This window comes from Paenibacillus sp. NAIST15-1, from assembly GCF_001894745.1.
Lineage (GTDB): Bacteria > Bacillota > Bacilli > Paenibacillales > Paenibacillaceae > Paenibacillus_B > Paenibacillus_B suaedae.
Genome location: NZ_BBYF01000018.1, coordinates 97642 through 115759, shown reverse-complemented (window position 1 = coordinate 115759; position 18118 = coordinate 97642). Strand labels below are relative to the sequence as shown.

At 47.5% G+C, this 18118-nt stretch carries 13 protein-coding genes and 1 pseudogene; 13 read left to right on the top strand and 1 reads right to left on the bottom strand.

Annotated elements, in window-relative coordinates:
- Positions 1-9 precede the first annotated feature (9 nt).
- Together PBN151_RS25585 and PBN151_RS25580 are read left to right on the top strand one after the other, a co-directional pair.
- Positions 10-2268 carry a M1 family metallopeptidase gene (locus PBN151_RS25585; RefSeq protein ID WP_083545330.1) on the top strand — a complete coding sequence of 753 codons (2259 nt, stop codon included), beginning with the start codon at positions 10-12 and terminating at the stop codon, positions 2266-2268.
- Between the two features lie 282 nt (positions 2269-2550).
- Positions 2551-4023 carry an ammonium transporter gene (locus tag PBN151_RS25580; RefSeq protein ID WP_072731403.1) on the top strand — a complete coding sequence of 491 codons (1473 nt, stop codon included), beginning with the start codon at positions 2551-2553 and terminating at the stop codon, positions 4021-4023.
- Positions 4024-4196: 173 nt separating this feature from the next.
- On the opposite strand, the gene PBN151_RS25575 is transcribed toward PBN151_RS25580, so the two are convergent.
- Positions 4197-4871, bottom strand: coding sequence for a helix-turn-helix transcriptional regulator (locus PBN151_RS25575; RefSeq protein ID WP_072731402.1), 675 nt, complete (start codon positions 4869-4871; stop codon positions 4197-4199).
- Between the two features lie 615 nt (positions 4872-5486).
- On the opposite strand from PBN151_RS25575, the gene PBN151_RS25570 reads away from it, so the two are divergent.
- From PBN151_RS25570 to PBN151_RS25525, 11 genes and pseudogenes are all read left to right on the top strand, one after another.
- Positions 5487-6548, top strand: a complete 1062-nt coding sequence (locus PBN151_RS25570) for a PTS sugar transporter subunit IIC (protein ID WP_072731400.1) — start codon at positions 5487-5489, stop codon at positions 6546-6548.
- A 69-nt stretch (positions 6549-6617) separates the two neighbouring features.
- On the top strand, positions 6618-7325 hold the full coding sequence (gene sdaAB / locus PBN151_RS25565) for an L-serine ammonia-lyase, iron-sulfur-dependent subunit beta (protein ID WP_072731399.1): 708 nt from the start codon (positions 6618-6620) through the stop codon (positions 7323-7325).
- Entirely contained in the window at positions 7310-7447 is a 138-nt protein-coding gene (locus PBN151_RS31530; protein WP_175560798.1) for a hypothetical protein, read from the top strand. The genes sdaAB and PBN151_RS31530 overlap by 16 nt, the downstream gene beginning before the upstream one ends.
- Positions 7390-7920, top strand: a pseudogene (gene sdaAA / locus PBN151_RS25560) (L-serine ammonia-lyase, iron-sulfur-dependent, subunit alpha); the annotation flags it as partial. The gene PBN151_RS31530 and the pseudogene sdaAA, both read left to right, overlap by 58 nt.
- A 280-nt stretch (positions 7921-8200) precedes the next feature.
- Complete coding sequence (locus tag PBN151_RS25555) at positions 8201-12139, top strand: SdrD B-like domain-containing protein (RefSeq protein WP_072731398.1); 3939 nt, start codon at positions 8201-8203, stop codon at positions 12137-12139.
- Positions 12140-12310: 171 nt separating this feature from the next.
- Positions 12311-13843 (top strand): MDR family MFS transporter, encoded by a 1533-nt coding sequence (locus tag PBN151_RS25550; protein ID WP_072731397.1) that lies wholly within the window; start codon positions 12311-12313, stop codon positions 13841-13843.
- Positions 13840-14457, top strand: coding sequence for a PadR family transcriptional regulator (locus tag PBN151_RS25545; RefSeq protein ID WP_227775077.1), 618 nt, complete (start codon positions 13840-13842; stop codon positions 14455-14457). The genes PBN151_RS25550 and PBN151_RS25545 overlap by 4 nt, the downstream gene beginning before the upstream one ends.
- Positions 14458-14568: 111 nt before the next feature.
- Positions 14569-15393 carry a 3D domain-containing protein gene (locus PBN151_RS25540; RefSeq protein ID WP_072731395.1) on the top strand — a complete coding sequence of 275 codons (825 nt, stop codon included), beginning with the start codon at positions 14569-14571 and terminating at the stop codon, positions 15391-15393.
- Between the two features lie 139 nt (positions 15394-15532).
- Entirely contained in the window at positions 15533-15721 is a 189-nt protein-coding gene (locus PBN151_RS25535; protein WP_021254005.1) for a hypothetical protein, read from the top strand.
- Positions 15722-15963: 242 nt separating this feature from the next.
- Positions 15964-17010 carry a cell wall-active antibiotics response protein LiaF gene (liaF, locus tag PBN151_RS25530; protein ID WP_072731394.1) on the top strand — a complete coding sequence of 349 codons (1047 nt, stop codon included), beginning with the start codon at positions 15964-15966 and terminating at the stop codon, positions 17008-17010.
- Between the two features lie 7 nt (positions 17011-17017).
- On the top strand, positions 17018-18103 hold the full coding sequence (locus PBN151_RS25525) for a HAMP domain-containing sensor histidine kinase (protein ID WP_072731392.1): 1086 nt from the start codon (positions 17018-17020) through the stop codon (positions 18101-18103).
- Positions 18104-18118: the final 15 nt, after the last annotated feature.

The window sequence follows — 18118 nt, the reverse complement described above, 5'->3', positions numbered from 1 at the left end:
CATCATGAGATGAAACACAAACGGAAAGAAGTGATTGGACGAATGAAACTCACAGGAAGACAATTGCTACATACGACAATAGCATGTGCAATGGCATTTACCCTGCTTGCAGCTCCGCTAACATCTGGTGGCACAGCTTATGCGCAGGAGGCCGCGGCGGATCAAGTCAAGACGATTAGCACAGCAGGAATGCAGTCTCAACAACAAGCAACTTCACATATCCAATACAATATCCAAGCGAAGCTGAATACGGACGACATGACCATTACAGGCAAGCAGACGGTGAAATACCGCAATACGTCTGAGGATAAGCTGAATGATGTTGTATTCCGTCTGTTCGCAGATGCCAATCGTTCGAAGGATACGCAATCGAGCATGTTCGTGCGAGCAAATGGGGAGATTGCGAAGGAATACCCAGATAAGAAACCAGAGGATTTCCTTGGCGGTATTGATATCATTCGTGTGAAGGATGCTTCGACCGGTGCGACCCTAGCTACCACAAATGAGAAGCAGGCGCTTACGGTTCAGTTGGCAAAAGCGTTGGGCAAGGATGAAGAAGTAACGTTAGAGCTTGAATATAAAACGAAAATTCCATTTGGTTCACAGCGCTTGTCCTACTATAAGGACATCATTAATGGGGCGCATTGGTTCCCGGTTATGTCTGTGTACGATGAAGCAGCACATAAGTGGAATAAGACCCCATATAGTAAGACATTCGAAACGGATTACTATGAGGTTGCCGACTATACGGTTGCAATGGATGTTCCAGACAAGCTGCAAATCGCGATGCCTGGACAAATGTCGGAGAAGTCTGGTGAAGCTGGCCGCAAAATCGTAACGACGAAATCGGACAAGACGCGCGAGCTCGTGTTCTTCTCCAGTGAGAAGTTCCATAAAGCCAGCAAAACCAAGAATGGCTTAACGATTGAATATGTATATTACAACGACAACAATGATCCGGCGAAGACAGCGGTTATCAATAAATATATTGATGAGGCATTTAAAGCGATTGAATTTTTTGGCGATAAATTCGGCAAGTACGAGTACCCCGATTTTCGGATCGTGGAATCCCATGTAGAAGGTGTTGCTGTTGAATTTGCTCGCCTTATTCAAATGGGGCGGGTAAGTCCAAATGCTGTTCCTGAAAAGGATTCCGTCTTTGTTCATGAGATTGCGCACCAGTGGTTCCATTCCATCATCGGCAACGATTCTGAAACCGAGTCGTTCTTGGATGAAGGGTTTGCTGATTTTTCCAGGGTGTATTACTATGATGCCCAGGGCGACAAAATGAATGGATTTGATAGTGCCCGCATCGAAACATTCTCATTGGATCGGGCTATCAATTCTCCGAATGACAAGGCTGGAGATTCCCCGGATGCGCTGTACTATAAAAAAGGTCGCCTTGCGATCTATGAATTGTATCGTACTGTTGGGCAAGAGAAGTTCGATGCCTTTATGAAGGAATATTTCAATCGCTATGCGTATCGAAACGCAACCGTAGCGGGACTGCTTCAAACGATTGAGGATCAGTTTGGCAAGGCTGTTCGTGATCGAATGGATGATAACTTAAACAAGCCTAATTATGAGCTCAAGCCGGAATACCAGATGACGGAAGCTGAAATGGCGGAGTATATGCGATTGTCGCTTGTGGGAATATATGATGGGATCGATCAGTCCTATCCTAAGTTGCCGAAAGAGACAATGTACAAGGTGCTTAACAAGGCGATGCATGGAGAACCGCTAGCGATCATATACAGTAGTCCTGTGAGCGCAGAAGCGAAAAAGCAGCAAGAGCAATTTTTCGAGAATATTTCCAATGTGTTGGACATGAGCGGCGTTAAGCCTGTGATCTTGAGTGAGAAGCAGGCTGTGAAAAAACAGTTGGAGACTTCTCTGGCAAAGAGCAATGTCATTGTAATCGGTAATCCGAAGTCCAATTCATTTATCCAAGCATTGAAGCCAGCGATTATTGCAAAGGCTGAACAAGCGGGCTTCCCTTGGAAGGAAGTAATGAACACAAAAGGGCTGCTGGGTGGCTACGGAATTATGCATCCGTACAATAAAGATCGTCTAGTGGTGCATTATTTCTGGACAGATGATCATATGACGCAGAAGTCAGCAGAGCAGTTGTTAGCGGGAATTGGCATGCAGAGCTTGTCGGTTATGAGCAATTTCCAACAGCATATTGTGAAAAAGGCCGACGGCTCTATTTATAAAGATAAGCATGTTGAAAATCCGATTGCCAAGTTTTTTGAACAAGCCGAGTAATCAACAGTAAGGAATAGCATATTGGATTAATCAATCCAAGACAAATGAAGCAAGAATGTAAGACTTGGGCTGCAGAATAATTCTGCAGTCTTTTTTTATTTATCATTATCTTCATGAATATTGTGTTAGATTATATTACATACAATTTGTATAACTTGACGCATTTCATGCATTTTATAACATAACCCATTGATTTGCACAATTTACCTTTATATAATTCCTCTAACAACAAGATTTTGTGTAATAAAATATAACATATAAATAGCGAGGAGTGTAGAGAAAATGAGGATGAACAGAGACAAGAGCCTTAATCGGAGTAGGAGCAGACGTTTTGCTTCGGCGACTGGTGTGCTTGGTGCTGGATTTGCATGTTTTAGCCTATTTCCGGATGCTGTCAATGCCGCGGGGGAGGCTTCTGTGCAATCACTGGAATCTGGTCTGAACGCACTGTGGGTAATGCTGTCGGCTATACTGGTGCTGCTTATGCAAGCGGGATTCATCCTGCTGGAAGCAGGGTCTGCACGAATGAAGAACGCAGGTCATATTGCCGTAAAAACGGTCATTACGGTTGGGCTTGGCTCTCTTGTATTTTGGGCAGTCGGCTATGGCTTGATTTTTGGTATGAATGGCAATTCGTTTATTGGTTGGGGTGATTTCTTTTTTACTCCTGCTTCCTCTACAGGGTTACCACCTTCCGTATTTTTTACCTTCCAATTAGCCTTTGCTGCTGTGTCACTCTCGATTGTGTGGGGTGGATTTGCCGAGCGCGCGCGATTGTCCGCTTACATTTGGTTTGCGATTCTGTTCACGGCATTGATTTACCCAGTGGTTGCTCACTGGATATGGGGAGGTGGCTGGCTTGCGATGCATGGGAAGCAGGATTTTGCCGGTTCTACGGTTGTGCATTTAACAGGGGCTATGGCTGCGCTGGCTGCGACATTGCTTTTGAAGCCGCGCATGAACAAATACGATTCAGACGGTTCGTCCAAGAAAATAAAAGGTCATAACCAAGTATATATAACGCTCGGTGTGCTTCTGCTGTGGGTGGGGTGGTTCGGTTTTAATGCAGGAAGTACGTTGTCGATCGGTGATGGATTTTTTGGATATGTCGCCATGAACACACAGCTTGGAGCTGCAGCGGGGGCTGTTGCGGCACTTGCTATTAGTTGGCTGCGCAGCGGCAAGGCAGATGTGCCTACCCTCTTGAATGGAATGCTGGCGGGCTTGGTTGCGATCACAGCTTCGTGTGCATTCGTGGAGCCTTGGGCGGCCATCGTAATTGGTTTGACGGCTGGTATTCTAGTGTACTACAGTGCGCTCTGGTTCGATCGTCTGCGAGTTGATGACCCAGTCTCAGCCTTGTCGGTACATGGGGTAGCAGGGGTATGGGGCACGCTGTCCAATGGGATATTCGCCACTTCAGCATTGGCGGAGAAGGTTGGTGTAGGCCAGGGAGGCTGGCTGGATACAGGCAGTCTGCATCAGTTATGGGTGCAAGCCTATGGGATTCTAGCGGCGGGCGGATTTGCATTTGTCTCTTCTTACGTGCTGTTGTATGCAGGGAAACGGTTGTTTGGCTTGCGTGTCAATGCGGAGCAAGAGCGTATCGGCTTGGATGTAAGTGAACATGGCGAGTATGGCTATCCTGAACATTTTGAACATGTTGATCAAGACATGCAAGAATCGCTCAGAACGGAGTCAGAAGAGGAAAGCGGGAAGCAGTATTCCGAAGGATTGAATGAAAGAATCTCTTGATCTAAAGGGGACTGAGTGCGAATAAAACTCTGTTGAACGTGGGGAGGAAGCTTAAAGAATCTCCCCTGAAGGGGGCTATCTTTACAACAGGTGTTTGCCCACAAAAAACAGCGACCAGGCTCATTTTGAGAACCCGGTCGCTAATCCTGCTGTGTTCAGCGTTCTTTCTGCTTCTATGTCGTTGCTTTTTCACCTTTGGAAGCATTATTGCGCAAATGTAGATAAACCGTATGTTTTGTGATTTTCAGCGCATTTGCCACAAGGGTGACCGCATCCCTTAGGTTGAATACGCCCCGTTCATGCAGCAGTCCGATAATATGCTTGTTCCGGTTCGCATAAGAGATGTTCGGAGAAGCATCAACCTCTTCGATCGTTCGCTCAATCGTTTCTTGAATCATATCCTCCACGGATGAAGCAAAATGCTCGGACTGCTCCCTTGCTTCCATATCCGGTTGCGGCAGGAAGGTTTGCAGCACATCAGCAAAAGATTCGTCAATATTCATGTTGATGCAAAGCAAGCCGATAATCTTGCCGCTATCACCCCGAATCGCGATCGTGCTGGACTTCATCTGACGATTATTCTTGCTTCTCGTAAAATAGCTGAGCGACTGCTTCCCATGGGATTGTTCAATTTCTTGCAGCATTTGCAAAGCAATATTGGTAATAGGCGCTCCCAGTTCCCTGCCTGTATGATGCCCATTTGCGATTTTGACGACCGAATGCTGATAATCTTCCAAACTATGAAGAACAATTTCCGAAGCAGGCCCCAAATAGTTGGCTAATCCCTCTACTACTGCATCGTATGATTCCAAAATTAAATGATCTCGCTCTGTAAATCTTGTATTCATTGCATCAAGTCCTTCCCTAGACAACCCGAATTTGACTAGAAGATTTCTTTGTCATTCGAGAAATATTATATTGCTTGATACAACACAATAATGAAGCTCTGACAATCTTACAATCAAAAATAGTTGATGGAATAAAATGAAGTTGATTATATCAACAATTAGTAATGATAAATTACTATTATCATAACGCGAACTTCAACCGCAATCAATCCCTGATTCATCTCTACTTTCCAAAATCATCCGTTAGACATTCGCTATGAGTTGTAGCTAAGTTACGATATGAAATAGGGAGACGTGCCGCACTTATAAAGATAGTAAAGCGTTTTCCTTTTCCATTCTGTTTCCGTATTTCTTGAATTATTAGTCATAGCAAACTGCTTAACAAAGGTAAATTGCGGCAATTCCAGAAAGTATGTATAAAAGAATTGTGTAAATATAGAAAAGTTGATACAATCAAATTGAAGTTGATAGACTCAATTATTTTTGAGTTTATTAACTAATAATCATTCATTCATTTAATATGTATTTCAATCAATCTTGTCGCAGTATAAATGTACTTTTAATGTTTTGTAAGCGGTTACTACACTTTGTACCCATGAAGGAGGAGCGTCACGTATGGACATCGTAATCGGTACAGCCCTACTATTGCTTGTATTGTCCCTTTTCTCCCTTTTCAGCTTCAAAGCACCTAACGGCATGAAGGCAATGGGAGCCCTAGCAAATGCGGCAGTTGCCAGTTTTTTGGTAGAAGCATTTCAAAGTTATGTAGGTGGCGATTTGTTCGGCTTCAGTCTTGCCAAGGAGGTTGGGCTCGCTTCCGGCAGTATGGGCGGTGTGGCCGCAGCTGCATTGGTAGCGCTTGCAATGGGCGTGTCCCCTGTCTATGCTCTGCTGCTTGGGGCAGCTTGTGCGGGATCAGGATTGCTGCCTGGTTTCATTGCTGGTTATCTCGTATCATTCCTTGTCAAACTGATTGAAAAGAAAGTCCCGGATGGACTTGATCTCATCGTCTGCATCATCGTTGCTGCACCGCTCGTTAGATTTGTAGCAAACATAGCAACACCAGTAGTCAATGCGACATTGCTTAATATTGGCGGCATCATTACGACGGCGGCTAATGATAATCCAATCGTGATGGGTATCGTGCTTGGTGGAGTCATAACCGTCGTGGCAACCGCACCGCTCAGCTCGATGGCACTTACTGCCATGCTGGGACTTACGGGCTTACCGATGGCCATCGGAGCCTTGTCCGTCATGGGATCATCCTTTATGAACTTCGTCTTTTTCCATCGTATGAAGTTCGGTGACCGAAAAGACACAATTGCGGTGGCGATTGAACCATTAACGCAAGCAGACATCATATCAGCCAATCCGATTCCGGTGTATGTAACCAACTTTCTAGGAGGGGCGATGGCTGGGGTCGTCGTGGCATTGTTCAATCTGACGAATAATGCGACAGGTACGGCAACCCCAATTGCGGGACTCATGGTCATGTACGGCTTCAACGACCCGCTTACGGTAACGATTGCGGCAGCCCTTTGTGCCCTTTGCGGCATCACGGCTGGTCTCATCGGGTCGCGAATCTTCAAAAACTACAAGATTCGCACAGTCGCCGAGATTCGCGGCACCGCGCCGGCTCCTAAGCCTGCAGCCACGGCGGGCGCTGAAGTAGCGTAAACCAGAACAAGATATAACGAAGTTAGTAGCATCAATCATTCATCAATTCTGTGTAAGAGGAGGATTGTTATGCCGTTCACATCTGTATTTGATATTATCGGCCCTATCATGATCGGTCCATCCAGTTCGCATACGGCAGGAGCCAACCGAATTGGACGTGCAGCCCGCAATCTGTTCGGACGGCTGCCAGAATCCGTCACGGTTACCTTATACGGTTCATTTGCGAAAACATACAAAGGGCATGGGACAGATATGGCAATCGTAAGCGGAATCCTGGACTTTGACACGTCAGACGAGCGAATTCCGAATGCCCTCAGCATCGCAGAAGAGCAGGGTGTTCGCATTACTTTCGTGACATCAGAGGAGGAGAGTGAGCATCCGAATACGGCACGCCTCACGTTGCGGGACAAGCGCGGAGCGATCGAAGTCGTCGGTGTGTCAATCGGTGGAGGCAGCATGGAAATCCGCGAAGTCAAGCAATTGGATCCGAACCCAGCTGGCAGAATCCCGGCCATGCTTGTCCTGCATGAGGACAAGCATGGTGCCGTGGCGAATGTAACCTCGCTGCTTGCACAGCATCATATTAACATCGGATATATGGAAGTGTCCCGTTCAGGTAAAGGCGAGAGCGCCTTGATGGCCATCGAGCTTGACCAAGCGGTTGATGTGACTGTAATCAATCGTATGCATTCGCTCCCTCATATTAAAGAAATATGGCAAGTGCAAACCTACCAGCGCACGAGCGCGGAAGGAGGACAATCATGTTCCATAGCGTAGCCGAGCTTGTCCGGTTGGCCGAAGAAAAGCAGTGTAAAATATCCCGCGCCATGCTGGAGAGAGAAGTAGCGCTTCGGCAGGTGTTGTTCCAGGTGTTTTGTTCGCCGTCAAGGAGAAGCTGAACCCTACGCGGGAGCAAATGCTTGAATTTCTATTTACGACAGGCGCATTTGGATTTGTTATTGCGAACAATGCCTTCATCGCGGGTGCGGCGGGCGGCTGCCAAGCGGAGGTTGGGTCCGCAACGGGAATGGCTGCTGCGGCAGTCGTGGAAATGGCAAGCGGAACACCACAGCAATCGGCAGATGCGATGGCGATTGCACTCAAGAATATGCTGGGATTAGTATGCGACCCGGTAGCAGGACTTGTAGAAGTCCCTTGCGTGAAGCGGAACGGAGTCGGTGCTTCGTCGGCGGTCGTTGCCGCGGATATGGCTTTAGCCGGCATCCAAAGCAGAATACCGGCCGATGAGGTGATTATGGCCATGTATGAAGTTGGACGTTCCATGCCAAGCTCCTTCCGCGAAACTGCCGAAGGCGGTCTGGCCAACACGCCGACAGGCCGCAAGCTGGAACAGCTCGTGCTGGACCAATAACGCGAACGCCAAAGTTCCCTTGATGCTTGTTTGGCTTATATGCCATGAGATGGAGTTCAACGTTACGTCAATTTAGGCAAAGGCAGGCAATCGCCTGCCTTTTTTCTGTCTTCGCATTTTAGTTCAGTTCCCCTATCATTACATATCGCTTAAGATTGCTCCCAACTTTCATTTCAGAATTTGTTCAGCGCCATTGAGTAGGATAGAAGGAAGTCGTTCGTGTGGGTAAAATTACCAAGTGGACGACTCAAACTTATTTATGGAAAGGAGAGGGAGCGATTTGAGGAGGACACTAAGAAGGGCACAGGCGTCAATATGGGCGCTGCTGCTCATCTTGAACATAGTGCTCCTGCCTGTTTCGGCGCATGCGAACGCAGATGGTAACGACTCACAAGGAATTCAATTGCGATTAAGCAGCAGTAAGGACACTGTGCTCACAGGAGCAACCTTTACCTACACAATTGATTACAGTCTATCGAGCACGACAGAGGACTATTCTAATGCGGAAATTGTGCTTCCCTTGCCTGAGGGCATCGTATTCGAGGAAGTGCAGGGATCTGAACATGTCGTAAGCAAACATGAGAATGTGGGCGGCGTGGATAAGGTAACGTTTACATTCAAAAATCCTACCCCATCCGGCGCGACGGGAAAACTGCAGGTGAAGGCCCATTTCCCTAACCACACAACGCCTGACGGGACTGCCGGAACGGCAACGGCAACATTCATCCACCATTCCGGAAGCTTGCAGGTAGAATCGAACCCTGTAACAGTTACAGGGAAGGCATCTGCGGAATGGATACTTACGAAGGAGCGAATCGTACCTGTTGAAGGTGTGAAGCCGCAGCCAGGAACGGAAGTTGTCTACGAAATTACGCTGAAGGACAACAAGAATCCGGCAGACAAAGACGGCAATCTCAACATTGACCATGTAGTGATTACCGACGTTCTGCCGCCTGAAGCCGAATTCTCCAAGGCGGCCCCCGCGCCTGATTCCATACAGGGACAGACTCTGACATGGAAGATTGATGCGAAGGAGCTAAATAAGGAGAAAATAACGGATCGTTCCAAAAGCATACTCGTTACGGTTTTGTATCCTAAAGATAAGGTGATTGATCTGAGCAGCGGCAACACGAAAGCGGTGGTGAATACGGCCAAAGCATCTTATCAACCTTTGGGAGATGCGGCCAAGGAACTGACTGCGAAGGCTGAACACGACTTTATCAAGCAGCCTGGCGGAGGAATATGGATTTACAAGCAAATCTGGAGCGGTCAGGAGAAGGAATTGTCGGAAGGCCAGGAAGTCAGCTTTTATATTGGCGGAATAGGCAATGCTGCCAATGTCCCTCTGGATAAAGCCGTCATGACAGATATGACACCGAAGGGCATGAAATTGCAGTATATCCGTATTCCAGCCTTTGACGGTGCAGATAAAGATAAGTACGAAATTCAGTACACGTCGAAAAGCACGCCTGATGAGAGCGACTGGAAACTCTGGAAGGAATTAAACTTTAAGACACAACACAAGCTGTTGGCAGCAGATCTGAACGCTGACATTCAAGGCATTCGCCTTGTTTTGGGAGATGTACCCGTTGCGTTCCGTCCGCATGATGTTTTAGAACTTCGTTACCAATTAACCTCTTATGATCGTGTCAAACATGATGATTATAAGTATGGCGATTTCCCTCGATTGACAGAAAAGTACCCGAACGATGACTTTACTTATCTGGACAAAAATAACGGCCTTCCTACGAACGAAGAAGCCAAGCAGCACCCGAAGCAGTGGAAACAAACGATTAACTATGCAAGCATGGAATACAGCTTCAATGGTGAGAAGACCGAGTATTTGACGGGGGTTAAGGTATTGGCGGTGGATAAGCGTCCGCTGCTGGAAGTGGATAAATCGGTTGTGAGTGGAAAAAGTACTTCCCCAGGAGGCACGGTAACTTATAGGATCGTTGTAACCAATGCCAGTCCGATTGATGTTCCGTTTCGCGATCCGGTTGTAACGGATCTGCTGCCGAAAGAATTGGAATATGTGCCGGACAGCTTGAAGCTAGGGTCGCTTAACGGCAAGCAGGTGCCTGCCCCTACGTTCTCAGAAGCCAAGAAGGATCAGCAAGGGCGTACGCCGATTACATGGGCGTGGGGTACAGAAGGCAGCAACTCCTTGACGCTGCAGAAGGGCGAAGCGCTCACCTTTACCTTCGAAGCGAGAGTGAAGCTGGATACCCCGACGGGCGAAGTTTACAATGAAGTTGAGGTCACATCAGAACGGCACAACTATATTAACGGGCTGACCAACTTCAAGAACCAGCGCTATAAGCAAGAAAACGGCAAGTGGTATGTATACAACGGAGATAAAATTGATGTGAACGGCATCGATAGCTTGGTCTCCGAAAAATGGGTTCAAGGGGATTTGGATAACGGGCAATGGTCTAAGTATCCAGATACCGGAAATGTTGCGCCAGGCGGAGAACTTAAGTATAAGATCTCTGTAACGAACCGGGGATCAATTGGCGTCAAAAACCTTTTGATCGTAGATGCCCTTCCGCATATCGGTGATCACGGGGTCATCGACAAATCGCCGCGAGGCAGCAAGTGGACCCCGATTCTGAAGGAGCCGATATCGCCTCCGAACGGTGTAACGGTATATTACAGCTTCGATGAAGAGATATCGATGACAGGTGGCAACTGGGATAAAGAGCCTCCGCAAGATATATCGAAGGTGCGAGCCTTAAAGTTCGAATTCGCTGGTGATGTCATACTGGCTCCTGGCCAATCCAAGGAATTGACATGGACAATGCGTGCGCCTGTTGACACGCCTGCAAGCGATGATCAGATCGCATGGAATTCCTTCGGATACACCGCGACTCCGGTCATTAGCGATAAGGCTATGCTCCCGGCAGAGCCGCTCAAGGTCGGCATTAAGATAAAGGGCGATCCAAAGGGAGAGATTGGGGATTACGTCTGGTACGATGAAAATGGCAATGGGATTCAGGATGAAGCACCGGATCATGGTGTTAACGGCGTTCGCGTCGACTTGCATCGCGAGAGTGACGGTAAGGTAATACAAAGCACTGTAACCGGCAATAATCACGAAGGTCAGCCTGGATACTATTTGTTTACTGGCTTGGATGCGGGCAAATACTACGTTACGTTCCACTTGCCGGAAGGCTATGATGCATTTACGGTGAAAGATGCGATAACGAATCCAGGGAAGAACTCCAAGGCGAATGTGGAAGGCAGAACAGATATCATTACACTGGAGCAGGGCGGCAAAAACCATAACATTGACGCAGGCCTAATTAAGAAGGATATTCCATCTATTCCGGGCAAGGGAGCCATCGGCAAATATGTATGGATCGACACGAACGGCAATGGGATTCAAGATGAGAATGGTACTGGATTAAATGGGGTTGTGGTCGAATTATATAACCACAATAATGAGAAGCTGACTACGACTGTCACTCATTCCGTGTATTACAGCTCGGTGACAAATTCGGTCTATGATCCGACTGTCACGGGATCGGTCTACGATCCTGCCGTGACCGATTACGTGTATCAGTCTGGTTACTACTTATTTAATGATTTGGATCTCAGTACTTATAAGATTCGATTCATTGCCCCAGAGGGGTATTCGTTCACGAAACGGTATCAGGGAGATGATCGCGTACTCGATTCTGATGCGGATCCGAATGGCTGGTCAGACAACATCGTACTTACGGCGGAACGACCACGGGATCTTACGATTGATGCGGGACTTATTATAAGAACGGTCAATCCAGATCCGGAACCGGGAACGGGGGGGCCTACTAATCCTGGAGGTGGAGGTTCTACCAATCCTGGAACGCCTGTAGAGCCAGGCAAACCGGGCAATCAGGAACGGCCGACGATTCCAGGTACAATCGTAGAAACCAAACCTGGGAATCCAGATGGCGATACGAATCCCGAACCAGGCGAAGCGACAGAGCCGGATAGCGATACGAAGCCAGATAAGGGTCAAGGTACTGATAAAGAGCCGGTTGAAGGAACGAATGAGGATGAAGCGGACGGTACCGATTTGGGTGGGAAGCAGGACGTTGATCGGCAGCCGAACCGCCCGAACGTCTTACCTCAGACTGGTGAGCAAGCGCCGATTGAACCAATCATCGGTTTGTTCTTGTGCGTCGCTGCTATCATAATGTGGAGATTAAGCAAAAGAGGGGCAGCAGATCGTTAACGAATCAGCCGTCGAGGAGTAAAGCTCCTTGACGGCTTTTGTTTGTGCATTGACGGACAAACATGCGTACAAATTTTCAAAATCATGCGATAAAAAAGTTGCTTTGTATTCAAATTTGAATATAATGAATTATGTTCGCGTTATTCAAATTTGAATATAGAGGTGGTAAGGATGGGTTCTTCTTCTCGTGCTCGCATAACGGTTATTGGTCTTCTGCTCGGGCTATTGATTGTGTCGCTGGATCAGACGATAATATCGACAGCCGTGCCGACGATTGTTGCCAAGCTTGGCGGCTTCGAACAGTATGTATGGTTGTTCTCGGCTTATCTGATTGCAAGCGTGGCGTGTATGCCGTTGTTCGGCAAGTTATCTGATATGTACGGACGCAAGCGATTCTTTATGCTCGGGATCATCGTATTCATGGTAGGCTCGGCACTATGTGGAATGGCAAGTTCGATGCAGGAATTAATTTGGTATCGTGCGATTCAGGGTATTGGCGGCGGTGCGCTTATGCCCGTTGTATTTACGATTCTGTTCGATATTTTTCCAGAGGGAAAACGAGCTAAGATGACAGGAATGTTCGGGGCAGTATTTGGTCTATCCAGTGTGTTTGGGCCCATGGCTGGAGCTTTTTTCTCCGACCACCTGCACTGGCGCTGGATCTTCTACGTGAATCTTCCATTAGGATTGATTGCGCTTCTACTTGTTATGCTTGGCTATCAGGAGACACTAAGCTTCAAGAAGCAGCAGATTGATTGGCTGGGAACATTCACGCTGGTTGCTGCAATATTGTGCTTCATGTTCGGATTGGAGATGGGGGGCAAGGATTATGCATGGTCTTCCCCGACGATCATCTCGCTTTTTGCAGGGGCATTCCTTATGTTTGTTCTATTTATCATTGTCGAGTTGAAGGTACAAGAGCCAGTCGTCCCGCTTGGTTTGTTCAAGAGTAAGCTGTTTACCGCGAGCATGGGGGCAGGGCTGCTAATTGGAATGCTGTTGATGGCAGGAGCGACCTTCATTCCGTTATTCATTCAAGGAGTTGTGGGCGGATCCGCGACGAATGCCAGTACAGTGCTGACGCCGATGATGCTGGCACTCGTCTGCAGCACCGTTACGGCAGGATTTCTGCTGAGAAAGATGTCGTTCCGCAATATTATGCTCATCTCGGGAACATTGCTGCTGCTGTCTGTTGTGCTTTTATCACAGGTAACGCCTGACACCTCCATGTCTACGATGGTTGTATATATGATCATGATGGGCTTGGGGATAGGTGCTTCCTTCCCCGTTACCTCGATCGCGGCACAGCATAAGGTGGATTATCAGCAGCGGGGCACAGTCAATTCGCTAGTGAGGTTCTTCCAAACACTTGGCAATACGCTCGGAATCAGTATATTAGGGAGTATACAGACCTCCTATTTACGGGATCGTTTCAGCGGTGTTCTGACTGATCCAAAGCTTGTGGAGCAGCTTGGCAATCCGCAGGTACTGCTGCAGGATCAAGTACGTTCATCCATTCCGGAACCAATTTTGAAACAGTTGACCAGTGTGCTGTCTGATTCCATTGCCCATGTTTATGCGTGGTCCATTCCGATCGCGGTGCTTTCCCTTTTGTTCATTTTGCTTATGGGACGTGTTACAATGGTGTCTAAACACTCTCATGGGAGTGCGGCAGCCGCAGAGCAAGGTGGAGAACCTGCGTGATTGCGAATGGCTGTCGTTTCATGAAGGAAGAGGTGGAACGCATGTCGATGAAGCTGGCCATACTTGGTTTGCTTATGGAGCAAGATCGCCATCCTTATGAGATGAGTCAGGCTATGAAAGAACGCGAAATGCATAATTATATGAAAATTCAATACGGGTCGCTGTATTATGCCATTGACCAGTTAAACAAAGGCGAATTTATAGAAAAGGCTGAATTCGTTAGCGGTGGCTCTCGCCCGGATAAGACGATTTATCGCATTACGGAAAAAGGAAAGCGTGAGCTTGAAGAACTGCTCATTGAAGAAATGAAAAAGCTGCCTCATTTGAATCATCCCTTTTATGCGGCGCTATCCTTTGTGAAGTATGCGGATCAGTCAATAGTTATGGAGATTATTCAGAATCGCATTTCTTATTATGAGCAGGAAGCAGAACGAATGTGGGCCCTGTATGAAGAGCATATCTCATACGCTCCCCGTTCTGTTCTTTATATGTTGTATGGAGGCTATAAATATACAGTAACGGAACTGAATTGGCTGAAAAGCCTTCACGAGGATGCGCTGGCTGGCAAATTAGGCAGTAAAGGCGAACCCTTGCCAGTACAGAAGCTGCATTAATGGAAGTTGTCGAAAGAACGTCTCGGAATGTCGGGGATGTTCTTTTTTTGTTGAATATGAATAAAAGCGAAATGAGCAGGACATCCTTCCCACTAAGGGAGGGGTAACCATATGTTTACAATATCGACTACAAGTTCGGAACGGAAGGGAAACATGACATCGAGATCGGATAAGCGCGCTATCGTATTCACAAGGTTGTCGTTAGGTATTGCAGGAGCGATGCTATGTGTAGCAGCGGGTATGCTTATAGCTCCAATGTCTGTCCAAGCGTGGACGACAGAGACGGGTGCATATCAACAAGGGGCGTTAACACAAGCATCGTTGTCCACCCATGCTTCCTCACAGGTGCAGCAAACGCAGAAATTGACCTGGACCTCGAACGCCACAACTGAAGCACTGCCGCTCGTGTATGTGCAGCCTTTGCCGACAGTAAAGCAGAAGGTGAAGGAAGAGCAGGAACGTCCACATGTTGCGGTTGCAGCGGCCAAACTGACATTCACGGCTGCTGAGCTTGCTCCTCAACAAGAGCGCATCATTCGCTCGGTAAAGGTAGTTGCTACTGGCTATACGGCAGGAGCTGAATCAACTGGCAAGGAGCCGGGGCATCCAGAGTACGGGATTACCTATTCCGGTGTTAAAGTGCGTCGAGACTATGTGTCCACGATCGCAGCGGATTTATCCGTATTTCCATTAGGAAGCATCCTCTATATTCCGGGATATGGATATGGGATTGTAACGGATATTGGTGGCAAAATTAAGGGCAAGAAGCTTGATCTATTCTTCCATACAAAGAAGCAGGTATACGGGCAGTGGGGCAAGAAAGAAGTGGAAGTCAAGCTAATTAAACGCGGCAATGGAAAAGTATCGGAACAAATGCTGGATGAATTGAATGCAGCTGTCTTTAAAAATAAAGGGATTCCGGAGTCCATGCTCTAATTGGGGCTTTGTTTCATGATGAGCGCTAGGGGTGTGCATTCGAATAATCGAGTGCTGCGCTAAGCATAATATCTCCTGTAGGAACGCAAGTTTCTGAATTTGACCCGCCGAAACGCGGAGATGCAGGAGGTGAATGGAAATGCCGAAGAACAACAAAGCGAACCGCATGCAACCTGCTAACGCGAAGTACACTTCTGGTGAGTTTGCAGCCCAAAGCAACGCTGCTGACATTGAGTTTGGCCAAGAGGTTGCTCCTACAGCAGGTGCTGTAAAAGGAACAGAAAAAGGCATCGTGCAAAAAGTGCAGGAAGCTGATCAACAACAATAATACACCAAGATGCAGTGGCGAGTTATAGACTCAGCCAAGCATCGTAACGAATGGCTGCCCTTGCTTGGGCAGTCATTTTCATTTCATTTGGGATTTATAAATAGCATTAGTAATTGATTTCCAGCTCCTCGGTCTCGAGACTGAGACAAACTTCCTTCCTCCGTCGCTGGTAGATGGACATGATTTCTCTTACAATTACTACATCATGAATGAAATGACTGTAGAGAAATGGAGGGAACCGTATGAATAATCAGCGTGGCAGATGGTCGGGAGGGTTGTTTCTAATTGCGATCGGCGCTTTCTTCATGCTTAACCAACTCGGTTATATTGATATGGATTTTGGGGAATTGATACGCACATTTTGGCCGGTGATCCTCATCTTAACGGGATTCAATGCGCTTATACAGGGGGCGTTCTGGGGGCTTATCCTTTTAGCCATCGGTGGCTACTTCCAGTTATCGAATTTAGGAGTTCTGACGGTGGATATTGGTTCAGCTATGAGGATGCTCGTTCCATTTATCCTCATTATGGTCGGTGTAGGGATGTTGATTCGTCCGCGAAAAAATCGGCATAGAGACAAGTATCGTGATCGTAAGCGTTGGGATGAAGGGTACTGGCATGAACATGGTGGACAACATGATCGACCGTATAGTGAACCACGTCCGCTTGATGATGACTTTGATCAGACCTTTAATAAGCATTTTAACAAAGACGGTGTATCCGATGTTCCTCCGCCTCCGGGATATGATGAGACTGGTTCGGCAGTAGGCGGGGATAGCGACAGACGCTATAAAGAACCGTTTGGACGCAATCAAAGCCAATCATCTGATTATGATCCGTTTTCGTATAAGGGATCAGTACCACCGCCACCACCGCCGCCTCCGCCAATGGGCTCGGGATCGAAGTTCGACACGGTGAACAAGTCAGGCTTTATCGGTGATATTCATTTAGGCTCTGATTATTGGGAATTGAAGCCGATGAACATCTCGCATTTCATTGGTGACACGGTAATCGACTTGACGAAGGCGCAAGTGTCGTACGGCGAGACGAAGATCAATGTTTCTTCTTTTATAGGAGATGTGAAAGTATATGTTCCGAATGATATGGATCTTGGTGTAGTGGTAAGTTCAAGCTCCTTCCTTGGCGATGTGAGAGTATTCAATCAGGAGAAGGAAGGGTTCATGAATAATCTGCAAGTGGAGACTCCCTATTATTATGAAGCAGGCAAGAAAGTGAAAATCTCCGTCAGTACCTTCATAGGGGATGTAAAGGTCATGAAAGTGGGGTAGTGCAATCATGGTGTCACGCTGGTTTCGCAGCACGAAGAGTGTCAAGTGGGAGCTGCTTCTCACCTTTGTGATTTCAGGCTGTATTATCATGAGTGTGTTCTGGATTGGCTTCGTCTATGGAGGTTCCTGGTATAGTGGGATGAACTGGTGGCTGTTCGGTATTGTGACGGTCATCATCGTATCGGTCATTATGGGTTATGTCGCAGGCGTGCGCCTTCAGCGCCGCCTTGACGTGCTTCACGATAGCATGATGCAGGTGATGAAGGGCAATTGGGCAGAGCGGATTCCGCTTGGCGATGAAGAGTCATTTGCTCGCTTGTATGAAGACTTCAATACGATGGTAAGCGGGATGGAACAGAAGCTTCGCATCTTGCAGAAGTTGTCCGAGCAGCAAGTGATGGATCGGGAGCGGGAATGCGAAGCTGTTGTGCTGGAGGAACGAAGACGTCTAGCAAGGGATTTGCATGATACAGTCAGTCAGCAGTTATTTGCGCTTCATATGGCTTCCTCTTCCTTGACGAAGGTTATGGACATGGATATGGATCGGGCGAAGAAGGTGGTTGGCCATCTTGTTGAGATGTCCCATACCGCACAGCGCCAAATGCGCGGCTTGATTGCGCAGCTGCGGCCGCTTGAGCTTGACGGTAAGACATTGCAAGAAGCGTTGGGACGCTGGTTCCCTGACTATTGCCGGCAGAATGGCTTGCAAGGTAAAATTGACATTGAATTAAATTGTGAATTGTCGGAAGCCAAAGAGCATCAGTGCTTCTTAATGATTCAGGAAGCTATGGCCAATGTAGTTAAGCACGCGAAGGCGACGAAGGTTACCTTGACTCTGCAGGAGACGCCGAATCAGATTATTCTTGCTGTAGCAGATGATGGTCAAGGGTTCGATCTTCAGAGTGCGTCATTCAAGGCAGGGAGCTATGGACTGACGACGATGCGAGAACGGGTGGATAAGCTTGGCGGTCACATGGATCTCATTAGTCGTCCGGGAGCGGGAACGACAATACGCGTACATATCCCTCGATTTGAAGAAATAGAAGAGCAGTCAAATGACGGAGGTCATTCCAATACAGAAATGTATAAGTAACGGAGAACGGACGGG